Annotated in this window: 25 protein-coding genes; 14 read left to right on the top strand and 11 right to left on the bottom strand. The window is 65.9% G+C overall.

Annotated features, from left to right (window positions below; translation table 11 throughout):
• Positions 1-14: 14 nt before the first annotated feature.
• The 4 genes from ACUVYZ_RS00325 to ACUVYZ_RS00340 are packed head-to-tail and all read right to left on the bottom strand — an operon-like array spanning position 15 to position 1795.
• Positions 15-428, bottom strand: coding sequence for an RDD family protein (locus tag ACUVYZ_RS00325; RefSeq protein WP_439932468.1), 414 nt, complete (start codon positions 426-428; stop codon positions 15-17).
• Positions 429-450: 22 nt separating this feature from the next.
• Entirely contained in the window at positions 451-876 is a 426-nt protein-coding gene (locus tag ACUVYZ_RS00330; protein WP_439932469.1) for a DUF3106 domain-containing protein, read from the bottom strand.
• Entirely contained in the window at positions 852-1235 is a 384-nt protein-coding gene (locus ACUVYZ_RS00335) for a DUF3619 family protein (RefSeq protein WP_439932470.1), read from the bottom strand. The genes ACUVYZ_RS00330 and ACUVYZ_RS00335 overlap by 25 nt, the downstream gene beginning before the upstream one ends.
• The gene (locus ACUVYZ_RS00340; protein ID WP_439932774.1) at positions 1232-1795 is read right to left on the bottom strand and encodes an RNA polymerase sigma factor; all 564 of its coding nucleotides are present in this window, start codon (positions 1793-1795) and stop codon (positions 1232-1234) included. Before ACUVYZ_RS00340 ends, ACUVYZ_RS00335 begins: the two co-directional genes overlap by 4 nt.
• 271 nt (positions 1796-2066) lie before the next feature.
• Here ACUVYZ_RS00340 and ACUVYZ_RS00345 point away from each other — a divergent pair, with 271 nt between their 5' ends.
• The 6 genes from ACUVYZ_RS00345 to ACUVYZ_RS00370 all read left to right on the top strand — a co-directional run bounded on the left by ACUVYZ_RS00345 (position 2067) and on the right by ACUVYZ_RS00370 (position 8697).
• Positions 2067-3764: an acetolactate synthase 3 catalytic subunit gene (locus ACUVYZ_RS00345; protein ID WP_439932471.1), complete on the top strand. Its 1698-nt coding sequence runs from the start codon at positions 2067-2069 to the stop codon at positions 3762-3764.
• A gap of 89 nt (positions 3765-3853) precedes the next feature.
• Positions 3854-4345 carry an acetolactate synthase small subunit gene (ilvN, locus tag ACUVYZ_RS00350; protein WP_333841521.1) on the top strand — a complete coding sequence of 164 codons (492 nt, stop codon included), beginning with the start codon at positions 3854-3856 and terminating at the stop codon, positions 4343-4345.
• Between the two features lie 85 nt (positions 4346-4430).
• On the top strand, positions 4431-5447 hold the full coding sequence (gene ilvC / locus ACUVYZ_RS00355) for a ketol-acid reductoisomerase (protein WP_439932472.1): 1017 nt from the start codon (positions 4431-4433) through the stop codon (positions 5445-5447).
• Positions 5448-5475: 28 nt separating this feature from the next.
• Positions 5476-6192 carry a phosphatidylserine decarboxylase gene (locus ACUVYZ_RS00360; RefSeq protein WP_439932473.1) on the top strand — a complete coding sequence of 239 codons (717 nt, stop codon included), beginning with the start codon at positions 5476-5478 and terminating at the stop codon, positions 6190-6192.
• 80 nt (positions 6193-6272) lie between these two features.
• Positions 6273-7049 carry a CDP-diacylglycerol--serine O-phosphatidyltransferase gene (gene pssA / locus ACUVYZ_RS00365; RefSeq protein WP_439932775.1) on the top strand — a complete coding sequence of 259 codons (777 nt, stop codon included), beginning with the start codon at positions 6273-6275 and terminating at the stop codon, positions 7047-7049.
• A gap of 112 nt (positions 7050-7161) precedes the next feature.
• A complete protein-coding gene (locus ACUVYZ_RS00370; RefSeq protein WP_439932474.1) occupies positions 7162-8697 on the top strand; it encodes a 2-isopropylmalate synthase in 1536 nt (511 codons plus the stop codon).
• A gap of 51 nt (positions 8698-8748) precedes the next feature.
• Here the strand turns inward: ACUVYZ_RS00370 and wrbA are convergent, their stop codons facing one another.
• Complete coding sequence (gene wrbA / locus ACUVYZ_RS00375) at positions 8749-9348, bottom strand: NAD(P)H:quinone oxidoreductase (protein ID WP_439932475.1); 600 nt, start codon at positions 9346-9348, stop codon at positions 8749-8751.
• Between the two features lie 401 nt (positions 9349-9749).
• Here wrbA and ACUVYZ_RS00380 point away from each other — a divergent pair, with 401 nt between their 5' ends.
• Complete coding sequence (locus ACUVYZ_RS00380) at positions 9750-9944, top strand: DUF2062 domain-containing protein (protein ID WP_439932476.1); 195 nt, start codon at positions 9750-9752, stop codon at positions 9942-9944.
• A gap of 16 nt (positions 9945-9960) precedes the next feature.
• Here the strand turns inward: ACUVYZ_RS00380 and ACUVYZ_RS00385 are convergent, their stop codons facing one another.
• Together ACUVYZ_RS00385 and ACUVYZ_RS00390 are read right to left on the bottom strand one after the other, a co-directional pair.
• Positions 9961-10581 carry a lytic transglycosylase domain-containing protein gene (locus ACUVYZ_RS00385; protein ID WP_439932776.1) on the bottom strand — a complete coding sequence of 207 codons (621 nt, stop codon included), beginning with the start codon at positions 10579-10581 and terminating at the stop codon, positions 9961-9963.
• Positions 10557-12284, bottom strand: coding sequence for a proline--tRNA ligase (locus ACUVYZ_RS00390; protein ID WP_439932477.1), 1728 nt, complete (start codon positions 12282-12284; stop codon positions 10557-10559). The genes ACUVYZ_RS00385 and ACUVYZ_RS00390 overlap by 25 nt, the downstream gene beginning before the upstream one ends.
• Before the next feature lie 158 nt (positions 12285-12442).
• Here ACUVYZ_RS00390 and ACUVYZ_RS00395 point away from each other — a divergent pair, with 158 nt between their 5' ends.
• From ACUVYZ_RS00395 to ACUVYZ_RS00425, 7 genes are all read left to right on the top strand, one after another.
• Positions 12443-12988, top strand: a complete 546-nt coding sequence (locus ACUVYZ_RS00395) for an RNA pyrophosphohydrolase (RefSeq protein WP_439932478.1) — start codon at positions 12443-12445, stop codon at positions 12986-12988.
• Positions 12989-13242: 254 nt separating this feature from the next.
• The gene (locus tag ACUVYZ_RS00400) at positions 13243-13662 is read left to right on the top strand and encodes a rubrerythrin family protein (protein WP_333841629.1); all 420 of its coding nucleotides are present in this window, start codon (positions 13243-13245) and stop codon (positions 13660-13662) included.
• Positions 13663-13770: 108 nt separating this feature from the next.
• Positions 13771-15117 carry a heterodisulfide reductase-related iron-sulfur binding cluster gene (locus tag ACUVYZ_RS00405; protein ID WP_439932479.1) on the top strand — a complete coding sequence of 449 codons (1347 nt, stop codon included), beginning with the start codon at positions 13771-13773 and terminating at the stop codon, positions 15115-15117.
• 27 nt (positions 15118-15144) lie between these two features.
• On the top strand, positions 15145-15522 hold the full coding sequence (locus ACUVYZ_RS00410; RefSeq protein WP_439932480.1) for an encapsulin-associated ferritin-like protein: 378 nt from the start codon (positions 15145-15147) through the stop codon (positions 15520-15522).
• Between the two features lies 1 nt (position 15523).
• Entirely contained in the window at positions 15524-16333 is an 810-nt protein-coding gene (locus ACUVYZ_RS00415) for a family 1 encapsulin nanocompartment shell protein (RefSeq protein WP_439932481.1), read from the top strand.
• A 44-nt stretch (positions 16334-16377) separates the two neighbouring features.
• Positions 16378-16968: a DUF3501 family protein gene (locus tag ACUVYZ_RS00420; RefSeq protein WP_439932482.1), complete on the top strand. Its 591-nt coding sequence runs from the start codon at positions 16378-16380 to the stop codon at positions 16966-16968.
• Positions 16965-17510 carry a CNP1-like family protein gene (locus tag ACUVYZ_RS00425; RefSeq protein ID WP_439932483.1) on the top strand — a complete coding sequence of 182 codons (546 nt, stop codon included), beginning with the start codon at positions 16965-16967 and terminating at the stop codon, positions 17508-17510. Before ACUVYZ_RS00420 ends, ACUVYZ_RS00425 begins: the two co-directional genes overlap by 4 nt.
• 195 nt (positions 17511-17705) lie before the next feature.
• Here the strand turns inward: ACUVYZ_RS00425 and proB are convergent, their stop codons facing one another.
• From proB to rplU, 4 genes are all read right to left on the bottom strand, one after another.
• The gene (gene proB / locus ACUVYZ_RS00430) at positions 17706-18824 is read right to left on the bottom strand and encodes a glutamate 5-kinase (protein WP_439932484.1); all 1119 of its coding nucleotides are present in this window, start codon (positions 18822-18824) and stop codon (positions 17706-17708) included.
• Between the two features lie 6 nt (positions 18825-18830).
• A complete protein-coding gene (cgtA, locus tag ACUVYZ_RS00435; RefSeq protein WP_439932485.1) occupies positions 18831-19886 on the bottom strand; it encodes an Obg family GTPase CgtA in 1056 nt (351 codons plus the stop codon).
• A 136-nt stretch (positions 19887-20022) separates the two neighbouring features.
• The gene (gene rpmA / locus ACUVYZ_RS00440; RefSeq protein ID WP_439932486.1) at positions 20023-20280 is read right to left on the bottom strand and encodes a 50S ribosomal protein L27; all 258 of its coding nucleotides are present in this window, start codon (positions 20278-20280) and stop codon (positions 20023-20025) included.
• 15 nt (positions 20281-20295) lie between these two features.
• On the bottom strand, positions 20296-20616 hold the full coding sequence (rplU, locus tag ACUVYZ_RS00445; protein WP_439932487.1) for a 50S ribosomal protein L21: 321 nt from the start codon (positions 20614-20616) through the stop codon (positions 20296-20298).
• Positions 20617-20704: the final 88 nt, after the last annotated feature.

Here is a 20704-nt window from a genome sequence, read left to right on the forward strand (position 1 = left end):
GCCCGTGGGCCAGCTCAGCCTTTTTCCTGGACGATCCGGGTTCCCGCCAGGCGGTCATGGAGGAACTGGCGTTCCCGGTCCAGGAGCGCCCACAGGAAAGCCGGCAGGAGCAGGGTGAGGGTGGCCGTCAGGAAGCGCAGCACGGCCTGCTGGGCGGACACCGGGCCCCCGTCGGCGGACATCAGCCGCAGGCGCCATGTTTTCATGGCGAGGGTCTGGCCGCCGTGGGTCCACTGCCCCACGAAGTAAGCTCCCGAGACCGCCAGCAGATAGGTCTGGGTCAGGGGACGCAGCGCCGGCTCCCGGGCGCCGGGCACTGCCAGCAGCAGCGCCAGGTCCGCGATCAGGAGGACTGCTAAAAGCAGCAAGCCGTCGTAGAGGAGGCTCAGAAACCGGCGCCCGAGGCTGGCGTAGGCCGTGGGAATCATGGGGTGGGAGGCGCCAAGCTGGCTATCGGGAGGCAGGCGGGACGCCGGCGTCCGGCTTGGCCTCCTCTGCCTGGAATTCGCTGTATTCCTGCCATTTGCGCTTGATTTCCCGGCGCTTCTCCGGCGGCATCTGCTTGAGGTTCTGGTAGTTCCTGCGGGCGAGCTCCCGCTCTTCGGGGGTGAGCCGGCTCCACTCCAGGAGCCGGGATTGGAGTCGCTTCTGCTGCTCCGGGGTGAGCTTCGGGTATTGCCGCGCCACGCCCAACAGCTTTTTCTTTTGCACGTCGGAAAAGCTGTCCCACTCGTTGGCCAGGGGCGCCAGGATTTCCCGTTGCTTGGGCGTCAGCTCCGACCAGGAGGGTTGCCGCTCCCCCGCCGCGGTCAAGGGGCTCGAGAACACGCCGAGCAATGCCAGCCACAGGACTATTGCTCGGAATGCTGGAGCCATGAAGGGAATTGGGGGTGGAGGTAAGCGCGTACCGGAAGGTCGCCCGAGAGCAGCGCAGCGTCCAGCTCGCCGGGATCAAGGGGGCTCTCCCGCTGGGACCAGAAAACGACCGCCACCGCCAGGGCGACCGCCACCACGCCTGCGGACCTCCACAAGCGCCAGGGGGAGTGTCCGGGTAGCCCCAACCCCCGCCCGCGGCCCGCTCCCGCCAGGTCCATGGCCGGCTCTGTTGTCCGGTGGCGGGCGATGGCCCGCTCCCGGGCCTGCTCGAGGCGGGCGCCGACGGCGGGATCCAGGTCTTTTAACCCGTCATCGAGCAGCGCGCGGATCTTTCCAGCCAAGCGTGTCTCGTCGTTCATAATTCGATGCCCTTGGACCGCAGCCATTGGGCCAAGGCATGGGTCGCCCGGGAACAGTGGGTCTTCACGCTGCCCTGGGAGCAGCCCATGATGCGGGCGGTCTCGGCCACATCCAACTCTTCCCAGTAACGCAAAAGGAAGGCTTCCCGTTGACGGGCAGGCAGGCTCTGGATGCCTTGCTCAAGGATAGCAAGCACTTGGGAGCGCTCCAGGCGCTCCGCAGGACCCTCCATGGCGTTGGAGGCTGCAGCGGGTTCGAGAGTTTCGAGGGGATCCTGCTCGGGGTCCCGGCCCGGCACGAGCGCCGAGGCTAGGGTGGTCCACATGCTGGCTACTTTCTGCCGGCGGAACGAATCGCGGATAACGTTCTGGAGGATGCGCTGAAAGATGAGGGGCAACTCCTCGGCCGGGCGTTCTCCGTATTTCTCGGCCAGCCGCAACATGGCCTCCTGGACGAGGTCCAGTGCCAGGTCCTGGTTCTTGACCGCAAACAGGGCCTGCTTGTAGGCGCGGCGTTCTACGCCCGCCAAAAAGTCGGACAGTTCCCTGGAGGTAGCCAGCTTGCATCAACCTCGGGGTGGACCAAGAGATCGGGAAACCCTTACAAAAGGCGCCCCATGGTAGCAAAAAAGTCGTGATGGCAGTGAGACTGCCCCGGGCCAGGGCGTCGGTGCCCGAACGGCCCCGCAGGGCCCGCCGGGGGCGGAATTTCCCGACCGGGCAAGCCCTTGCCCTGGAGGAGTGGTTGCCTTCCCCGGGCTTGACCGGATCTTTTCTTATCGATATCGTTTCACGTTTATTCTCGATTACCAGGTTTTTCAGGCAGATCCGATGGAACTGACCGGCGCAGAAATCGTGGTGCGCTGCCTCCAGGAGGAAAAAGTCGACTACGTGTTCGGCTATCCCGGCGGGGCGGTCCTGTACATTTACGACGAGCTGTTCAAGCAGGACAGGGTCAAGCATATCCTGGTACGCCACGAGCAAGCCGCGCTCCATGCCGCCGACGGCTACGCCCGCGCTACCGAAAAAGTGGGCGTCGCCCTGGTGACCTCGGGACCGGGCGTCACTAACGCGGTCACGGGCATCGCCACCGCCTACATGGATTCCATTCCGCTGGTGGTCATCACCGGGCAGGTGCCCACCCACGCCATCGGCCAGGACGCCTTCCAGGAGTGCGACACGGTAGGCATCACCCGCCCGTGCGTGAAGCACAACTTCCTGGTGAAGGACGTCAAGGACCTGGCCATTACCATCAAGAAGGCGTTCTACATCGCCTCCACGGGGCGCCCGGGGCCGGTGGTGGTGGACATCCCCAAGGACGTGACCACGGCCAAGTGCGAATTCCGCTACCCGGAGACCGTGTCCATGCGCTCCTACAACCCGGTGGTGAAGGGGCACGCCGGGCAGATCCGCAAGGCGGTGCAGTTGATCCTAGAGGCCAAGCGGCCCATGGTCTATTCCGGGGGTGGGGTCATCCTGAGCAACGCCTCGGAGCTCCTCACGGAATTCGTCCGGCTGCTGGGCTTCCCGTGCACCAACACCCTCATGGGCCTGGGTGGCTTTCCGGCCACGGACCCCCTCTTCGTCGGCATGCTGGGCATGCACGGCACCTACGAGGCCAACATGGCGATGCAGCACTGCGACGTGCTGGTGGCCATCGGCGCCCGCTTCGACGACCGGGTGATCGGAAACCCCAAGCACTTCTACAACCCGGAGCGCAAGATCATCCACATCGACATCGACCCCTCCTCCATTTCCAAGCGGGTGAAGGTGGACGTGCCCATTGTGGGCAACGTGCGCGACGTGCTGGAGGAGCTGCTGCGTCTGCTCAAGGAAACCCGGGAGCGGCCCGATCCCCAGGCGCTTAAGGCGTGGTGGACCCAGATCGAGCTGTGGCGCGCCCGGGACTGCCTGCGCTACGACCGCTCGAGCCCGGTCATCAAGCCCCAGTACGTGCTGGAGAAGCTCTACGAGGTGACCCGCGGGGACGCTTACGTGACTTCGGACGTGGGCCAGCACCAGATGTGGGCGGCCCAGTTCTACAAGTTCGACAAGCCGCGGCGCTGGATCAATTCCGGGGGGCTGGGCACCATGGGCTTCGGGCTGCCCGCGGCGATAGGCGTGCAGCTCGCCCATCCCGAGGCGATGGTGGTGTGCGTGACCGGCGAGGCAAGCATCCAGATGTGCATCCAGGAGCTTTCCACTTGCAAGCAGTACCGCCTGCCGATCAAGATCGTGAACCTCAACAACAAGTACCTGGGCATGGTGCGCCAGTGGCAGGAATTCTTCCATGGCAACCGCTACGCCGAGTCCTACATGGACGCCCTTCCTGATTTCGTCAAGCTGGCCGAGAGCTACGGGCACGTGGGCATGAAGATCGAAAAGCCCGGCGACGTGGAGGGGGCGCTGCGGGAAGCGTTCTCCATGAAGGATCGCCTGGTGTTCATGGACTTCATCACCGACCAGGCTGAGAACGTTTTCCCCATGGTGCCCGGTGGCAAGGGCCTGTCCGAGATGATCCTGGTCTGACGCCATCGTCGACGATGGTCACGACGATGGGAGAACGCGATTCCGACCACCCGCCCCAGTCCCTTGTCTTCTGACTTCTGGTTACCGAAATGCGCCACATCATCTCCCTCCTGATGGAAAACGAGCCCGGGGCCCTGTCGCGCGTGGCTGGGTTGTTCTCGGCGCGCGGCTACAACATCGAGTCGCTGACGGTCGCTCCCACCGAGGATCCCACCCTCTCGCGCATGACTATCGTCACCTCCGGCTCGGACGACGTGATCGAGCAGATCACCAAGCAGCTCAACAAGCTGATCGACGTGGTGAAGGTAGTCGATCTGTCGGACGGCGAGCACATCGAGCGGGAGCTCATGCTGGTCAAGGTGCGGGCGGTGGGCAAGGACCGGGAGGAGATGAAGCGCATGGCGGACATCTTCCGCGGGCGCATCATCGACGTGACCGACAAGGCCTACACCATCGAGCTGACCGGTACCGGATCGAAGCTGGACGCCTTCCTGCAGGCGATCGAGCGCAGCGCCATCCTGGAGACGGTGCGCACCGGCGCCTCGGGCATCGCTCGCGGCGAGCGGATCCTCAAGGTTTGACGGCACCGATCGTCGACCCGTTTCATCGAGCCGCGCCGCGCCGGCCGCGGCGTTCGGCCGCCAACAACCATCGAAGAGGAAAACCATGAAAGTCTATTACGACAAAGACGCCGATCTGTCGCTGATCAAGGGGCGCAAGGTCACCATCGTCGGCTACGGCTCCCAGGGCCACGCCCACGCCAACAACCTGAACGACTCCGGGGTGAAGGTGACCGTGGGCCTGCGCAGGGGGGGTGCTTCCTGGGACAAGGCCAGGAACGCGGGGCTCGCGGTGAAGGAGGTGGCCGAGGCGGTCAAGGGCGCGGACGTGGTCATGATCCTGCTTCCGGACGAGCATCACGCCCGGGTTTACCGTGAGGAGATCGAGCCCAACATCAAGAAGGGGGCGGCCCTCGCCTTCGCCCACGGCTTCAACATCCACTTCGGCCAGATCGAGCCTCGCGCCGACCTGGACACGATCATGATCGCGCCCAAGGGTCCCGGCCACCTGGTGCGCTCCACCTATATCCAGGGCGGCGGCGTGCCTTCGCTCATCGCCGTGCACCGGGACGCTTCCGGCAAGGCCCGGGATCTTGCCCTCTCCTACGCCTGCGCTATCGGCGCCGGCCGGGCCGGGGTGATCGAGACCACTTTCCGCGAGGAGACTGAAACCGACCTCTTCGGGGAGCAGGCGGTGCTGTGCGGCGGCTGCTCGGCCCTGGTGCAGGCCGGTTTCGAAACCCTGGTCGAGGCGGGCTATGCGCCGGAGATGGCGTATTTCGAATGCCTGCACGAGCTCAAGCTCATCGTGGACCTGATGTACGAGGGCGGCATCGCCAACATGCGCTACTCCATCTCCAACACCGCCGAGTACGGGGATTTCACCCGCGGCCCGCGGATCATCAACGAGCAGACCCGCGCCGAGATGCGCAAGATCCTTGCGGAAATTCAGAGCGGGGAGTTCGCCAAGGAGTTCATTCTCGAGAACCAGGCAGGGGCGCCCAAGCTCAAGGCCCTGCGGCGCATGGGCAAGGCGCACCCAATCGAGGTGGTGGGCGAAAAGCTGCGGGACATGATGCCGTGGATCAAGCAGAACCGCCTGGTGGATCAGAGCAAGAATTGAAGCGCGGGACCCGCAGGGCGCCGCCCGGATGCGGCCCGCGAATGCCCGCTCCGGGGCGGGCGAGCCGATGAACTACCCCCATCCCCTCATCGCCCGGGAAGGCTGGCCGTTCGTCGCCGTGACGTTGGCGACGGCCCTCGCCGCAACGTTCCTGCTGGGGGCATGGTCGGCGCCCCTGTGGCTGCTGTTCGCCTTCGTGCTGCAGTTCTTCCGCGACCCGCCCCGCCCCGTTCCCCAGGGGGCGGGGCTGGTGCTTTCGCCCGCGGACGGACGGGTAGTGTCGGTGGAGGCCTGTCGCGATCCGTTCATCGAGCGCGACGCGCTGCGCATCTCGGTCTTCATGAACGTGTTCAACGCCCATTCCAACCGCAGTCCCGTGGACGGCCGGGTGGTCAAGCGCTGGTACTTCCCGGGCAGGTTCTTCAACGCCGAGCTTTCCAAGGCCTCCCTGGAGAACGAGCGCAACGCCTTGTGGCTCAAGACCCCGGAGGGTTTCGACGTCACCTGCGTGCAGGTGGCGGGGCTGGTAGCCCGGCGCATCCTGTGCTACGTGGACGAGGGTGCCCGGCTCGGCCGCGGCGAGCGCTACGGCTTCATTCGGTTCGGCTCCCGCCTGGACGTGTATCTTCCCCGGGGAGCCCGGCCCCGGGTAGGCATCGGCGACAAGGTCTACGCGGCGAAGAGCGTCATCGCCCGGTTGCCCGTCACGCCGGGCGGCAATGCCGTCGCTGGCGATTTCGGTTAAGCTTTGATGGATTTGGCGGGGGCAGCGGCTCCCGCGGGAAGCCATGGCGAGGCTCCTTGACTGCTGCGGGTGAGCGCCCGATGCTCCACGACCCGAACCGCAAGGCCCTGCTCAACCCTGCCGTGCGCCGGCGGGGGATCTACCTTCTGCCTAACCTGTTCACCACCGCGGCTCTCTTCGCTGGTTTCTACGCCATCGTCCAGGCGATGAACGGACGCTTCGAGCACTCGGCGGTGGCGATCTTCATCGCTATGGTGCTGGACGCCCTGGACGGGCGGGTGGCGCGGCTCACCCATACCCAAAGCGCCTTCGGCGCCGAATACGACAGCCTCTCCGACATGGTGTCCTTCGGCGTGGCGCCCGCCCTGGTGGTGTACGAGTGGGCGCTGCAGGGGCTGGGCAAGCTCGGATGGCTGGGCGCGTTCGTCTACTGCGTCGGCGCGGCGCTGCGGCTGGCCCGCTTCAACACCAACATCGACGTGGTGGACAAGCGCTACTTCCAGGGATTGCCGAGCCCAGCGGCGGCGGCTCTCATCGCCGGACTGGTGTGGATCATGCACGACTACGACGTGAGGGGCCGGGAGGTCATGTGGCTTGCGTGGATCGTGACGGTTTTCGCGGGGGTGAGCATGGTGAGCAACCTGCGCTTCTACAGCGGTAAGGACGTGAACCTACGCAAGAGCGTCCCGTTCGCCGTGCTGCTCGCCCTGGTGCTCGCGATCGTGCTCATCTCGAGCGACCCCCCGACGGTGCTGTTCCTGCTGTTCGTCGGCTATAGCCTTTCCGGCTACGCCCTGTGGGTCTGGGAGCGCTTCAAGCGCCGCCGCCTCAAGACGCCGCCCGGGGCCGCCCCTTGAGCTCCGGGCGGGGGACGGCGCGGCGGCGCTGGCCGTTTTCCCGGGAAGGCCGGCAAAATAGACGCGGGCTCGTGCGGGCGGTGCCGTACCGAGCCGGACGGGAGACGAGGCCATGGAAGACAGGCTGATCATATTCGATACCACGTTGCGCGACGGCGAGCAGAGCCCCGGCGCGTCCATGACCAGGGAAGAGAAGCTACGCATCGCCCGGCAGCTCGAGCGCATGCGGGTGGACGTGATCGAGGCGGGCTTCCCCGCCGCCAGTCCGGGCGACTTCGAGGCGGTCAAGGCGGTGGCCGAGGCGATCAAGGACAGTACCGTATGCGCGCTCGCCCGGGCCACGGAGCGCGATATCCAGCAGGCGGCCCAGGCCATCAAGGGGGCGGCTTCGGGGCGCATCCATACCTTCATCGCCACCAGCCCCATCCATATGCAGAAGAAGCTGCGCATGGAGCCCGACCAGGTGGTGGAGCAGGCGGTTAAGGCGGTGAAGTGGGCGCGCCAGCATTCCGACGACGTGGAGTTCTCCCCCGAGGACGCGGCCCGCTCCGAGATCGACTTTCTATGCCGCATCCTGGAGCGGGTGATCGCGGCGGGGGCCACCACCATCAATATCCCGGACACGGTGGGCTACAGCATCCCGGAGCAGTTCGGGACGCTGATCCGGCAGTTGCGCAACCGCATCCCCAACGCCGACCAGGTGGTGTGGTCGGTGCACTGCCACAACGACCTGGGCCTGGCGGTGGCCAACTCCCTGGCGGCGGTGCTCAACGGCGCGCGCCAGGTGGAATGCACCATCAACGGCCTGGGCGAGCGGGCGGGCAACGCGGCGCTGGAGGAGATCGTGATGGCGGTGCGCACGCGCCGGGACATATTCCCGTGCGACACCCGCATCGACACCACCCAGATCGTCCCGGCGAGCCGGCTGGTGGCGGGAATCACGGGTTTCCCCGTGCAGCCCAACAAGGCCATCGTGGGCGCCAACGCCTTCGCCCACGAATCGGGCATCCATCAGGACGGGGTGCTCAAGAGCCGGGAGACCTACGAGATCATGCGGGCGGAGGACGTGGGCTGGGCTGCCAACCGCATGGTGCTGGGCAAGCACAGCGGCCGCAACGCCTTCCGCACGCGGCTCAAGGAGCTGGGCATCGAGATCGAGTCGGAGGAGGTGCTGAACGCCGCGTTCGCCCGGTTCAAGGAGCTGGCGGACAAGAAGCACGAGATCTTCGACGAGGACCTGCACGCCTTGATGAGCGAGGAGGCCCTCGCCCTGGACCAGGAGCATTACCGGCTCGTCTTCCTCAAGGTCTGCTCCGAGACCGGGGAAACCCCCCTCGCCCGGGTAATGCTTTCCGACAACGGGGTGGAGCGCACGGGCACGGCCACGGGGAGCGGCCCGGTAGACGCCACGTTCAAGGCGATCGAGTCCATCGTCAAGAGCGGCGCGGAGCTGCAACTCTACTCGGTGAACGCCATCACCAGCGGCACCGACGCCCAGGGGGAGGTCACGGTGCGGTTGCAGAAGGGCGGGCGCATCGTGAACGGCCAGGGAGCGGACACCGACATCATCGTCGCTTCCGCCAAGGCCTATATCCACGCCCTCAATCGGCTCCAGGCGCCCGGCGAGCGGGCCCACCCGCAGCTATAGCCCTGGGTTTATTGAGCTTACGTCAGGCTTTAGAGGACGCTCATTAGGCGATCATCGTGCCAGCTTGACCGCGGTCTCGGCAAGCCGCCGGCCCAGGGCCATGCACAGCCGGCGCTCGGCCTCGGTGAGCGGCCTGTCGTCGGCCGGGCCGGCCACGTGGCTCGCCCCGTAGGGGGTTCCGCCCGCGTCGGTGCTCATCAGGTCCGGCTCGGTGTAGGGCAGGCCGAGGAGCACCATGCCGTGGTGCAGGAGGGGCAGCATCATGGTAAGAAGCGTTGTCTCCTGGCCCCCGTGCAGGCTTCCCGTAGAGGTGAACACCGCCGCGGGCTTGCCCGCGAGAGCTCCCCGCAGCCAGAGCCCTGAGGTCTCGTCGAGAAAGTGCTTGAGGGGCGCGGCCATGTTGCCGAACCGGGTGGGGCTGCCCAGGGCGAGGCCGATGCACTGCTCCAAGTCGGCGAGCGCCACGTAAGGGGCGCCGGATTCGGGCACCGGGGCTTCCACCGCTTCGCACACCGGGGAAACCCGGGGCACCGTGCGCAGGCGGGCCTGCACGCCCGGCACTTGCTCGATCCCTCGCGCAACGAACCGGGCCATCTGCCGTACGGCGCCGTGACGGCTGTAATAGAGGACCAGGATGTCGCGCGAAGGCATGCTTGACCGATCAATTCAGGCAGCGGTTGGCTTGTTATTATAAGGGCATGCTGAAGCAACCTATTTGCAAGGCGCCCGGCGTTCATCGTCCCGTTGTCCGGCGCGGGAACGTTCGGTGCGCCCGCAAGCCGATGGGCCTGAGCGGGTTGACCATCGTTGCCCCGAGTACGCCCGGGTCCCGCATCGGAGGGGCCACGGGCCGGGTGCGATGTCTTGGAAAGGGAGCCCGTGCGCCGCTGGCTTAAGGCACGGTTTCCCACCGCGGAAAGCTTGCGGCAGAACCGCTGGCTGAAGCCCCTGCCCCCGCGCTGTCCCATCCTCAACTGTGGCATTTCAATCCAATCGCCGCACCGTCGCGGGCGGGGTCGCCGTAGGGGTTTTTTTTCGGATTACTGATCCCCGTGGGCCAGATTCTGGGCGCTGCGGTGGCCGCGATATGCTTCAGGGTCAACCTGCCGGTGGCCGCTATGAGCACCCTGGTCACCAATCCGTTCACGGCTGGCGCCGCCGGTTATTTCCTGGTCCACCAAACGTGGCGTTGGCTGACGGTGTTTCGTCTTGCCCGAAAGCGCCGCAGCCGCGGGGAATCCGCCTGAATGCCTGCAGGCGGGTTTAGCCCTCCCGGTCCTGGGAAGGCATTCCGGCAGTCGTTCCCGGATAAGACCAGGCTCTTCTCCAGGCTTCCAGCACCGCGTTGGGATATTCGGGCCTGCCCAGGCTGCCGTTGTACCGGCCGAGGGCCCGGTAGAGGTCCCCTTGTTCCAAGTCCAGGTAATGGCGCAGGATGGTGCAGCCGTAGCGGAGGTTCACCCGCAGGTGAAAGAGGTTGTGCTCCTCCGCGCCGATTTCCTTCACCCAGAAGGGCATCACCTGCATGTAGCCCCGGGCGCCAGCGGAAGAGACAGCGTATTTGCGGAAGCCGCTCTCCACCTGGATCACCGCCAGAACGAGCTGAGGATCGAGACCGGCCCGGGTGGCTTCGTAGTGGACGGTGCGCAGGAAGTCCTCCCGGGCGCGCGGCTCCGGGAAGTGGCGCTCGAGGCGCCGGGACATCTCGGCCAGCCACCGTTGCCCTTCCGCGTCGGAATTGAACGCGGCGCGCTGTACCGCCCGGTCGGAGACGGCCCGGTGGAGGGCGGCCCGCACGCTGGCCGAAAGGGGCTCGTAGCGCTGGTCCCCGCCCCAGGCCAGGGCGGGCAGGCACGCGCTCAGGAGGACCGAAGCGAGGCGGATACCTTTGATTTTAAAAACTCCTTGGCCGAGGGCAGGGGGACGGGCTGGGGCTCCGGGTCGCGCCGCCCTTGATATTCGATGCTGCTTTGTTTCAGGCCCCGCTCGGACACCACCACCCGGTGGGGGATGCCGATCAGCTCCATGTCTGCAAACATCACGCCAGGACGTTCGTCCCGATCGTCGAAGAGGACCTCTACCCCCGCCGCCTCCAATTCCGCGTGCAGGCGCTCGGCGGTTTCCCGCACCCCCGGGCTGCGGGCGAGCCCCAGGGCTACCAGCGCCACCTGGAAGGGCGCCATGGGGGCGGGGAAGATGATGCCCCGCTCGTCGTAGTTCTGCTCGATGGCGGCGGCCACGATCCGGGACACGCCGATCCCGTAGCAGCCCATCTCCATGGGTCGGCTCTGCCCGGTCTCGTCCAGGAAGGTGGCGTTCATCGCTTCCGAGTACTTGGTGCCGAGCTGGAAGATGTGGCCCACCTCGATGCCCCGCACGATCTCCAGCCGTCCTTTGCCGTCGGGACTCGGGTCCCCGGCCACCACGTTGCGCAGGTCGGCTACGGTTTCAGGAACCGGGAGATCCCGGCCGAAATTGACCCCCGTGTAATGGTAGCCGTCCTGGTTGGCGCCGCAGACGAAATCGCCCATGGCCAGGACCGAACGGTCGGCCACGATAGGCACCGGGGCGTCCACCGGGCCGAGGGACCCCGCCCCGCAGCCGAAGCGTTCCCGGATCTCGGCCTCGGCGGCGAAGCGGAACCCGCCCCGGCAGGCGAAATGTTTGGCGGTCTTCACTTCGTTCAGCGTGTGGTCGCCGCGCAGCAAGAGCAGATAGGGCTTCCCGTCCCGAGTGACGACAAGCAGGGACTTCAGGATGTTCCGCGGCGGCACTCGCAAGTAGGCGGCGACTTCCTCAATGCTGTGCCGGCCGGGGGTGGGCACCCGGGTCATAGGCTGGGTGGGGGGGGGAGGGGGCTCGGCCGGCGGAAGCGCCTCCGCCAGTTCCACGTTGGCCGCATAGTCGGAATCGGGGCAGTAGGCGATGGCGTCCTCGCCGGCGTCGGCCAGCACGTGGAACTCATGGGACGCGCTGCCGCCGATGGCGCCGGGATCGGCGGCGACTGCCCGGAACGTTAGCCCAAGGCGAGCGAAGATTCGGCTGTAGGCGTCGTACATGAGCCGGTAGGTGGCCTCCAGGCTCGCCCGATCGGCATGAAAAGAGTAGGCGTCCTTCATGAGAAATTCCCGGGCCCGCATGACGCCGAAGCGGGGGCGGATCTCGTCCCGGAACTTGGTTTGAATCTGGTAGAAGTTGACCGGAAGCTGGCGATAGCTCTTGATCTCCCGCCGCGCAATGTCGGTGATCACCTCCTCATGGGTGGGGCCGAAGCAGAAGTCCCGCTGGTGGCGGTCCTTGATCTTGAGCATGAGGGGGCCAAAGGCCTCCCAGCGGCCCGACTCCTGCCACAACTCGGCGGGCTGCACGGCGGGCATCAGCAGCTCGAGGGCGCCGGCCGCGTTCATTTCCTCCCGCACGATGGCTTCCACCTTACGCAGCACCCGCAGCCCCAGGGGCATCCAGGTGTAGAGTCCGCTGCCCAGGCGCCGGATGAGCCCCGCGCGCAGCATCAGCTTATGGCTGACGATTTCCGCCTCGGCGGGGGCCTCCTTGAGCGTGGAAAGAAAGAATCGGGATACCCGCATACTGCAAGTCCGTCGGTAAAAAAGAAAAATTCTACAGGGGAAGACACAAGCCTGTCAGGCCGTCCCCGGGGCGGGCGGCGATTTGCGAAAGCCGCTTTCCTTGCTTTTCGAAATGTGAAAAAATCGAATCGGTTCATGAAATTGTACGGGTGATGGCCATGATCGACCGAAATGGATATCGCCCCAACGTTGGAATCATTCTGCTCAATGCCAAGAACGAGGTCTTCTGGGGGAAGCGAGTCAAGCAGCATTCCTGGCAATTCCCGCAAGGCGGGATCAAGCCGGGGGAGACCCCCGAACAGGCCATGTACCGGGAGCTGCGCGAGGAAGTGGGCCTAGGCCCCGAGCACGTGCGGATCCTGGGGCGCACCCGGGACTGGCTGCGCTACGACGTGCCGGCCCAGTGGTTGCGCCGGGACTGGCGAGGCCACTACCGGGGACAGAAGCAGATCTGGTTCCTGTTGAGGTTCCTGGGCCGGGATTGCGACGTGTGCCTGCGCGCCACCGATCACCCGGAATTCGACGCCTGGCGCTGGTACGAGTATTGGGGTCCCCTGGACGCCGTGGTCGAGTTCAAGCGCTCGGTCTACCAGCAGGCGCTCACCGAGCTGGCCCGTTACCTGGAGCCGCCGCGGGCCCGCCGGCGACCCCGGCTGCGCCGCCGACCCATGCCGGCCCTGGCGGAGGAGCCGGGCGGAGTCTGACAGGCCCGGGCGTGGGGGCTCGTTCAAGCTCCTGAACGTTGGATCGAGAGTGCCCGACGGGCTCCGCTCATCGCTTTTTCTCTTAGAAAGAAAGCGCGAAGAGTTATCGCCGTCACGAAGACGACCGTTGACAGTACTGATGTCGTAAATTAGACTAAGTCTAAAATCTAACCTTGGGCTAAAAGCGGTCAGTCCGAAATTAGGTCTTCGGGCAGACTGCTCTGGCCCTTCAACTCGAAGAAAGGAGAGCGTCCATGCAACTCAAAGGATCCAAAACCCACGAAAACTTGAAGTACGCGTTTGCCGGCGAATCCCAAGCCAACCGGCGTTACCTCTACTTTGCCGCCAAGGCGGATGTGGAGGGTTACAACGACGTGGCTGCGGTGTTCCGCTCCACGGCGGAGGGTGAAACTGGTCATGCCCATGGCCACTTGGAATACTTGGAGCAGTGCGGTGACCCGGTCACCGATCTGCCCATCGGCCCCACGCCGGATAACCTGAAGTCGGCCATCGCGGGCGAGACCCACGAGTACACCGACATGTATCCCGGCATGGCTAAGACCGCCCGGGAAGAGGGCTTCGACGAGATCGCCGACTGGTTTGAAACGCTGGCGAAGGCCGAGCGCTCCCACGCCAACCGGTTCCAGAAGGCCTTGGATACACTGGGCCAGTAAACGTACGCACGGCGCCGGAATCAGGGCCGGTCCTCCGGCCCTGATTTTTGGGCTAAGCGCCTGCTCCTTGCCAGCCGAGAATCAGCCAGCCAAAGGAGTTCCCGTATCATGCCTACGCCGGTCGAAAGTCCCCGCGAGGGTAGCCTGGAAGCGCCCACCCGGCACCCCTTGAGGTGGCGCGAGGCGGAGTTCTACGACGAGAAGGCGCTGTTCGCCGAGCTGGAGCGGGTGTTCGACATCTGCCACGGCTGTCGGCGCTGCGTGAGCCTGTGCAACGCGTTTCCGACCCTGTTCGACCTGGTGGACGCGTCGGAGACGATGGAAGTGGACGGGGTGGCGAAGGAAGATTATTGGAAAGTGGTCGACCACTGCTACCTGTGCGACCTGTGCTACATGACGAAATGCCCCTACGTGCCGCCCCACCCGTGGAACGTGGACTTTCCTCACCTGATGCTGCGGGCCAAGGCGTTGCGCTTCAAAAACGGCAAGACCCGCTTCCGGGACCGGGTGCTCTCCGCCACCGACGCGGTGGGCAAACTCGCCGCGATTCCCGTGGTGGCCCAGACGGTGAACGCGGCCAACCGGAGCCCGAGCCTGCGCAAGGCCCTGGAGAAAACCTTAGGTATCCACCGGGACGCTCTGCTGCCCGAGTATCAGTGGCGCACGGCGCGGCGGAGGCTCAAGGGCCGCGCGAGCCCGGTGGCACAGCCCGAGGCTGCGGGCCGTACCCGCGGACGGGTGGCTTTGTTCACCACCTGTTACGGCAATTACAACGAGCCCCAGCTCGCCGAGGACCTGGTCAAGGTGTTCGAACACAACGGCATCGCCCTCACCCTGGTCGGGCGCGAGCGCTGCTGCGGCATGCCGAAGCTGGAGCTGGGAGACCTGGAATCCGTCGCCCGGGCCAAGGAGGCGAACGTCCCGGCCCTGCTGGAGATGGTAGAGAAGGGGTGGGACGTGGTGGCGCCCGTGCCTTCCTGCGTGCTCATGTTCAAGCAGGAGCTGCCCCTCATGTTCCCGGGGGACGAGGCCGTCATGAGGGTGCGGGAGCGGATCTTCGATCCGTTCGAATACCTGGCTCTGCGCCACAAGGAGGGCAAGCTCAAGCTGGATTTCCAGCGCACCTTGGGCAAGGTGAGCTACCATGCCGCCTGTCACCTGCGGGTGCAGAACATCGGTCTCAAGACCCGGGAGATCCTCCAGTTGGTCCCGGGCACTGAGCTGGACCTGATCGAGCGCTGCTCGGGCCACGACGGGACCTATGCGGTGAAAAGCGAATTTCATGAGACGTCCATGAAGATCGGCCGCCCGGTGATGAACCGGGTGCGGCAGAAGGCGCCGGACTACTACGCGAGCGACTGTCCGATCGCCGGGCACCAGATCGAAAACGGGCTCAAGGACGGCCGCAAGCCCACCCATCCCCTCACCCTGCTGCGCATGGCTTACGGCTTGTGAGGCCAAAAGGCGGAAAGGAGAAAATCCATGGCAGTTAGCAGTGCGGGCTACCACGAGCCCCTGGAGCAGATCTCGGCGGAGACCAGGGACTTTCACCGCGCCCTCGTCTCCCTGCAGGAGGAGCTGGAGGCGGTGGACTGGTACCGGCAACGGGCCGATGCCTGCGCCGACCCGGCGCTCAAGGAAATCCTCCTGCACAACATGCGGGAGGAGATCGAGCACGCGTGCATGGTGCTGGAATGGCTGCGCCGGAACCATCCCGATTTCGAGCGTAACCTGAAGACCTACCTTTTTACCGAAGCACCCATTACGGAAGTCGAGGAAGCGAACACGGGAAAATCGAACGTGGCCCCGGCGGGCCCGAGGCTCACCATCGGTTCGCTGAAGCAAAGGGAGGGTCAGTGAAATGAAATACCTCAACCGGGATCAGGCCCCTTTTCCTTCCCACCTGTGGGAGAAGATCGACGAGGAAGCGGTCAAGAGCGCGCGGGGTCTGCTCACCGGCCGTCGCTTCCTGGACCTGGAGGGACCCTACGGGGTCGGGCTCACTTCGGTGGAGATCGGCGCCGACGACTACTGCCGCCAGCCCACGGAAGGGGAAGCCGGCGCGGTGATCAGCCGTGCCATTTCCGTGCCCATGATCCGCAAGCGGTTCGATCTCAGCGTGCGCCGGCTGGAAGCCCACGTGACGATGGGGGAGCCCCTCAACCTCAACGCGCTCGCCGCCGCGGCGGAAGCGGTCGCCCGGCGCGAGGAAGAGTTCATTTACTACGGCCAGGAGGGCTTCCACCTAGAAGGCCTCATGAACGCCAAGGGTCGCAGCCGGGTCAAACGCGGCGACTGGAAGAGCCTGGAGCAAGCCTTGAACGATGTGCTGGCCGCGGTGAACGCGCTAGATTCGAACGGCCTGTACGGTCCTTACGCCCTGGCGCTGGAGCCCGCCTTGTACAACAGCCTTTTCCGCCGCTACGAAGGCACCGACATGCTCCAGGTGGAGCACTTGAAGCGCTTGTGCGAGCTAGGAATCTACAAGGCGGGAATCAAAGGGGGCGTGCTGGTGGACCCGCGCGTCGGCCGCATCGTGGTGGGCCAGGACCTGATGGCCGGCTACGCCGGCAACGACGGAATTCATTACCAGCTCTTTCTCTCGGAGAGCCTGGTGCTCACCATCGACGAGCCCCGGGCCATCTGCACGCTGGAAGGCGAGGGGCCGTGATGCCGCCGGACCCATTTGTCGGAGCAAAGGAAAGGACATCAGCGATGCCGCAAATCACGCGAGAGAGCCTGTTGTCGCTGGAGGATTACGCCAAGGCGAGGGCCGATTTCCGCGCCCGGGTGATGGAGCACAAGAAGAACCGCAGGGTGAGGCTGGGCCAGCACGTCACCTTGCACTTCGAGGATGAGCTCACCATGCGCTACCAGATCCAGGAGATGCTGCGCGCCGAGCGCATCTTCGAGGAGGAGGGGATCCAGGGCGAGCTGGAGGCCTACAATCCCCTGGTGCCGGATGGCACCAACTGGAAGGCGACCATGATGATCGAGTACCCGGACCTCGACGAGCGCAAGGCGATGCTGAAGAAGCTGATCGGCATCGAGGACCGGGTCTGGGTGCAGGTCGGCGAGCTTCCCCGGGTCTATGCCATCGCGGACGAGGACCTGGAGCGGGAGACGCCGGAGAAGACCTCTTCGGTGCACTTCCTGCGCTTCGAGCTGACGCCCGAGATGATCCGGGCGTTGCGCGCCGGGGCGAGGCTTGCCATCGGCGTCGATCACCCCCAGTATACCGCGGTGGTGGACCCCGTCGATCCCCAAGTGCGGGAGTCGCTGCTCAACGATCTCCAGGGTGGATGATTCGCTTCTTCCGCACAGGCTTGCCTGCCCTGTTAGCCGCCGGTCTGGCGGTTCCCGGCTGGGCTCAGACCTTTTACGGCCTGGACGGGTACGTGGAAGAGGAAGATCGGGCGTGGAGCGAGCAGGAGGCCCGGTTGCCTCCCCATCCCAAGCCGGAAGACCTGATCGAGTTCCAGGTGGCGCCGACTCTTTCGTTTCGCTATTTCGTGGACGCGGCTTCTATCCACGTGGGGCGGGACGGGGTGGTGCGCTACACCCTGGTGGTGCGGGGAGCGGACGGGACGGACACGGTGAGCTTCGAAGGCATCCGCTGCGCCACCCGGGAGTTCAAGCGCTACGCCTTCGCCCAGGGCGAAGGCGTCTGGTCCAAGGCGCGCAATCCCCAGTGGACCCCCATCGAGGCTCGCCGGCAGACCCTGCACCAGCGGGTGCTCTACTACGATTTCTTCTGCCCGGGCAAGACGCCGGTCAGGACCCGGGAGGAAGCCGTGGCGGCCCTCAAGGCGGGCATCCATCCGGAATCCCTCAACGCCCCCCGCTAGGGTGGCGCGCCGGGGGCGCCTCGGCGCGGCGTTCGCCCTCAACCGGGGTCTCGGCGCACCGGGAGGCGAGCCTCGCCGCCATTGGTTCTGCCGCGATACGCAGAACCAGATTGTAGCTTCGGCCGCGGGCTGGCTTCCCCGCCCCGCTTAACCTGCGGCGCAGGTTAGCCTTCGCAGCAATGGGTGCTGCTGCGGTCACAGCAACACCAAATTGTCCCGATGGATCAGCTCGGGCTCGTCCACGTAACCCAGGATGGCCTCGATCTCGTGGCTCGGCCTGCGCAGGATCTTGCGCGTCTCCTCGGCGCTGTAATTGACCAGCCCCCGGGCCACCTCCCGGCCGTCCGGGGCGATGCAGGCCACCACCTCTCCCCGGTCGAAGTCGCCCACCGCGTCCACCACGCCGATGGGCAGCAGGCTTTTTCCCTGCTCGAGGAGCACCTTCACTGCGCCGGCGTCCAGCATGAGGCGCCCCCGCACCTGCAGGTGATCGGCGAGCCACTGCTTGCGGGCGGCTATGGGCGCCTGCTCCGTGGTGAGCTGGGTGCCGATGCGTTCTCCCGCGGCGAGCCGCACCAGCACCTCGGGCTCGTGGCCGCTTGCGATCACCGTGGCCGCGCCGCTGCGGGCCGCCCGCTTGGCGGCGAGCACCTTGGTGAGCATGCCCCCCTTGGCGATGGCCGACCCCACCCCGCCCGCCATGCGCTCCAGGACGGGATCGCCCGCCCGGGCCTCGCGGATGAGCCGCGCCCCGGGGTGCCGGCGCGGGTCCGCCTCGAACAGGCCCTCCTGGTCGGTGAGAATAATGAGGCACTCGGCCTCGATGAGGTTGGTGACCAGGGCCGCCAGCGTGTCGTTGTCCCCGAACTTGATCTCGTCCGTGACCACTGTGTCGTTCTCGTTGATGACCGGCACCACGTTCAGGGTGAGCAGGGTGAGGAGCGTCGAGCGGGCGTTGAGATAGCGCTTGCGGTCGGCCAGGTCCTCGTGGGTGAGGAGAACCTGGGCCGCGTGCAGGCCATGGGTGCGGAAGCAGGATTCATAGGCCTGCACCAGGCCCATCTGGCCTACGGCCGCCGCCGCCTGCAGCTCGTGCAGGGCGTGGGGGCGCCGCTTCCAGCCGAGGCGCTGCAGCCCCTCGGCGATGGCTCCCGAAGAGACCAGGGCCACCTGTCTTCCGCCCCGGCGCAGCCGGGCGATCTGTTCCGCCCAGCGGGCGAGAGCGCCGTGGTCCAGGCCGCGACCGTCGTTGGTCACCAGGCTGCTGCCCACCTTGACCACCAGACGCCGGGCTCGGGCGACGACGGAATCCATGGCCCTTCAGCTTCCCCCTTCCTGGGTGGCGAGGGCCGGCGCCGCGTCAAGGGGGTTCGCTTCCAGGTGTTCCATGACGGCGTAGGCCAGCTCCCGGCAGCCCTCCCCGTTGAGTGCCGAGATGGCGAAGGTGGGGCCCCGCCAGCGGTAGGTGCGCACGAACCGCCGGACTGCTTCATCCCGCCCCCCGGGTGGCAGCAGGTCCACCTTGTTGAGCACCAGCCAGCGGGGCTTGCGGTGGAGGGCCGGGTCGTACTTCTTGAGCTCCTGCACCACCGCCCGGGCCTCCCGGACTGGGTCGGCCTGGGGATCCAGGGGGGCGATGTCCACCACGTGGAGAAGCAGGCGCGTGCGGGCCAAGTGGCGCAGGAACTGGTGGCCCAGCCCCGCCCCCTCGGCGGCGCCCTCGATGAGGCCGGGGATGTCTGCGACCACGAAGCTGCGGTGGGCTTCGACCCGCACTAGCCCCAAATTGGGATGAAGGGTGGTGAAGGGATAATCGGCCACCTTGGGGCGCGCTGCCGAGAGGGCGCGCAAGAGGGTGGACTTACCGGCGTTGGGCAGGCCCAGCAGCCCCACGTCGGCGAGGAGCTTCAGTTCCAGCTTGAGCTCCCGTTCCTCCCCCAGCTCGCCCCGGGTGAACTGGCGCGGCGCCCGGTTAGTGCTGGATTTGAAGTGCAGATTGCCCAGCCCTCCGGCGCCCCCCTTGGCTACCAGGGTCGTCTGGCCGGGGATGCTCAGATCCGCCAGCACTTCGCCCGTTTCGGCATCGGTGACGATCGTCCCCACCGGCACCCGCAAATGGATGTCGCGCCCGCTCTTGCCGTAGCAGTCGGAGCCGCGGCCGTTTTCCCCGTTCTCGGCGCGGAAAATCCGCTCATGACGGTAGTCCACCAGGGTGTTTAAGTTCGCATCGGCCACCAGGTAGACGCTGCCTCCGCGGCCCCCGTCGCCCCCGTTAGGTCCGCCCCGGGGAACGTACTTCTCCCGCCGGAAGCTCGCTATGCCATCGCCGCCTTTTCCGGCCACGACGCGAATGAGGGCTTCGTCGATGAACTTCATTTCCTGTCTTCCCATCGGTGGAACAAAAAAGCCCTATCGCTTCGATAGGGCTTTCCCGTGCGCCGGCGCCCTCCGGTTGGCCCTGTTCAGGCCGGTTCGGGAGGCAGGCCGCGGCGCACCAGCCGCAGGGCACCGGTCAAGCCGGGATGATACTCACCGTCTTGTGCTTGAGGGGGCCTTTCACCACGAATTGCACCCGGCCCGCCACCTTGGCGAAAAGGGTGTGGTCCCGGCCCATACCCACGTTTTCCCCGGGATGCACCTGGGTGCCCCGCTGCCGGACGATGATCTCGCCGGCGTTCACCTGCTGTCCGCCGAACCGCTTGACCCCCAAGCGTTTCGATTCCGATTCGCGCCCGTTTCTGGAGCTGCCGCCCGCTTTCTTGTGTGCCATGTGGGAACTCCTGGTTTAGCTGCTAAGCCCCTCGATCCCGTCTATCCGGATCTCGGTGTAGGTCTGTCGATGGCCCTGGGTTTTGCGGTAATGCTTGCGCCGGCGCAGCTTGAAGATCTTGATCTTCTCTCCCTTGCGCTGGCCGAGCACAGTGGCCTTCACCGCCGCACCCGGGACCAGGGGCGTGCCGGTCTTGACCTGGTCGCCGTCGGCCACCAGCAGGACCTGGTCGAGCACCACCTGGCTGCCGGCCTCCGCCGGGAGCTTTTCGATCAAGAGCTTGTCCCCCGCAGAGACCCGGTATTGCTTGCCACCGGTCTTCACCACAGCGTACATGGAAATCTCCGAAAGCCTGTTTTTTCAAAACAACAAATTATATCCAGGAAAAGCTGTGCGGTCAAAGGAAAGAAGCGGCCGGCCGGAG

The organism is Pelomicrobium sp. P1, from assembly GCF_052805615.1.

What these genes read in the sequence shown, in the direction of transcription:
- ACUVYZ_RS00325 (WP_439932468.1), bottom strand. Translation starts at nt 428, where the DNA reads ATGATTCCCACGGCCTACGCCAGCCTCGGGCGCCGGTTTCTGAGCCTC.
- ACUVYZ_RS00330 (WP_439932469.1), bottom strand. Translation starts at nt 876, where the DNA reads ATGGCTCCAGCATTCCGAGCAATAGTCCTGTGGCTGGCATTGCTCGGC.
- ACUVYZ_RS00335 (WP_439932470.1), bottom strand. Translation starts at nt 1,235, where the DNA reads ATGAACGACGAGACACGCTTGGCTGGAAAGATCCGCGCGCTGCTCGAT.
- ACUVYZ_RS00345 (WP_439932471.1), top strand. Translation starts at nt 2,067, where the DNA reads ATGGAACTGACCGGCGCAGAAATCGTGGTGCGCTGCCTCCAGGAGGAA.
- ilvN (WP_333841521.1), top strand. Translation starts at nt 3,854, where the DNA reads ATGCGCCACATCATCTCCCTCCTGATGGAAAACGAGCCCGGGGCCCTG.
- ilvC (WP_439932472.1), top strand. Translation starts at nt 4,431, where the DNA reads ATGAAAGTCTATTACGACAAAGACGCCGATCTGTCGCTGATCAAGGGG.
- ACUVYZ_RS00360 (WP_439932473.1), top strand. Translation starts at nt 5,476, where the DNA reads ATGCGGCCCGCGAATGCCCGCTCCGGGGCGGGCGAGCCGATGAACTAC.
- pssA (WP_439932775.1), top strand. Translation starts at nt 6,273, where the DNA reads ATGCTCCACGACCCGAACCGCAAGGCCCTGCTCAACCCTGCCGTGCGC.
- ACUVYZ_RS00370 (WP_439932474.1), top strand. Translation starts at nt 7,162, where the DNA reads ATGGAAGACAGGCTGATCATATTCGATACCACGTTGCGCGACGGCGAG.
- wrbA (WP_439932475.1), bottom strand. Translation starts at nt 9,348, where the DNA reads ATGCCTTCGCGCGACATCCTGGTCCTCTATTACAGCCGTCACGGCGCC.
- ACUVYZ_RS00390 (WP_439932477.1), bottom strand. Translation starts at nt 12,284, where the DNA reads ATGCGGGTATCCCGATTCTTTCTTTCCACGCTCAAGGAGGCCCCCGCC.
- ACUVYZ_RS00395 (WP_439932478.1), top strand. Translation starts at nt 12,443, where the DNA reads ATGATCGACCGAAATGGATATCGCCCCAACGTTGGAATCATTCTGCTC.
- ACUVYZ_RS00400 (WP_333841629.1), top strand. Translation starts at nt 13,243, where the DNA reads ATGCAACTCAAAGGATCCAAAACCCACGAAAACTTGAAGTACGCGTTT.
- ACUVYZ_RS00405 (WP_439932479.1), top strand. Translation starts at nt 13,771, where the DNA reads ATGCCTACGCCGGTCGAAAGTCCCCGCGAGGGTAGCCTGGAAGCGCCC.
- ACUVYZ_RS00410 (WP_439932480.1), top strand. Translation starts at nt 15,145, where the DNA reads ATGGCAGTTAGCAGTGCGGGCTACCACGAGCCCCTGGAGCAGATCTCG.
- ACUVYZ_RS00415 (WP_439932481.1), top strand. Translation starts at nt 15,524, where the DNA reads ATGAAATACCTCAACCGGGATCAGGCCCCTTTTCCTTCCCACCTGTGG.
- ACUVYZ_RS00420 (WP_439932482.1), top strand. Translation starts at nt 16,378, where the DNA reads ATGCCGCAAATCACGCGAGAGAGCCTGTTGTCGCTGGAGGATTACGCC.
- ACUVYZ_RS00425 (WP_439932483.1), top strand. Translation starts at nt 16,965, where the DNA reads ATGATTCGCTTCTTCCGCACAGGCTTGCCTGCCCTGTTAGCCGCCGGT.
- proB (WP_439932484.1), bottom strand. Translation starts at nt 18,824, where the DNA reads ATGGATTCCGTCGTCGCCCGAGCCCGGCGTCTGGTGGTCAAGGTGGGC.
- cgtA (WP_439932485.1), bottom strand. Translation starts at nt 19,886, where the DNA reads ATGAAGTTCATCGACGAAGCCCTCATTCGCGTCGTGGCCGGAAAAGGC.
- rpmA (WP_439932486.1), bottom strand. Translation starts at nt 20,280, where the DNA reads ATGGCACACAAGAAAGCGGGCGGCAGCTCCAGAAACGGGCGCGAATCG.
- rplU (WP_439932487.1), bottom strand. Translation starts at nt 20,616, where the DNA reads ATGTACGCTGTGGTGAAGACCGGTGGCAAGCAATACCGGGTCTCTGCG.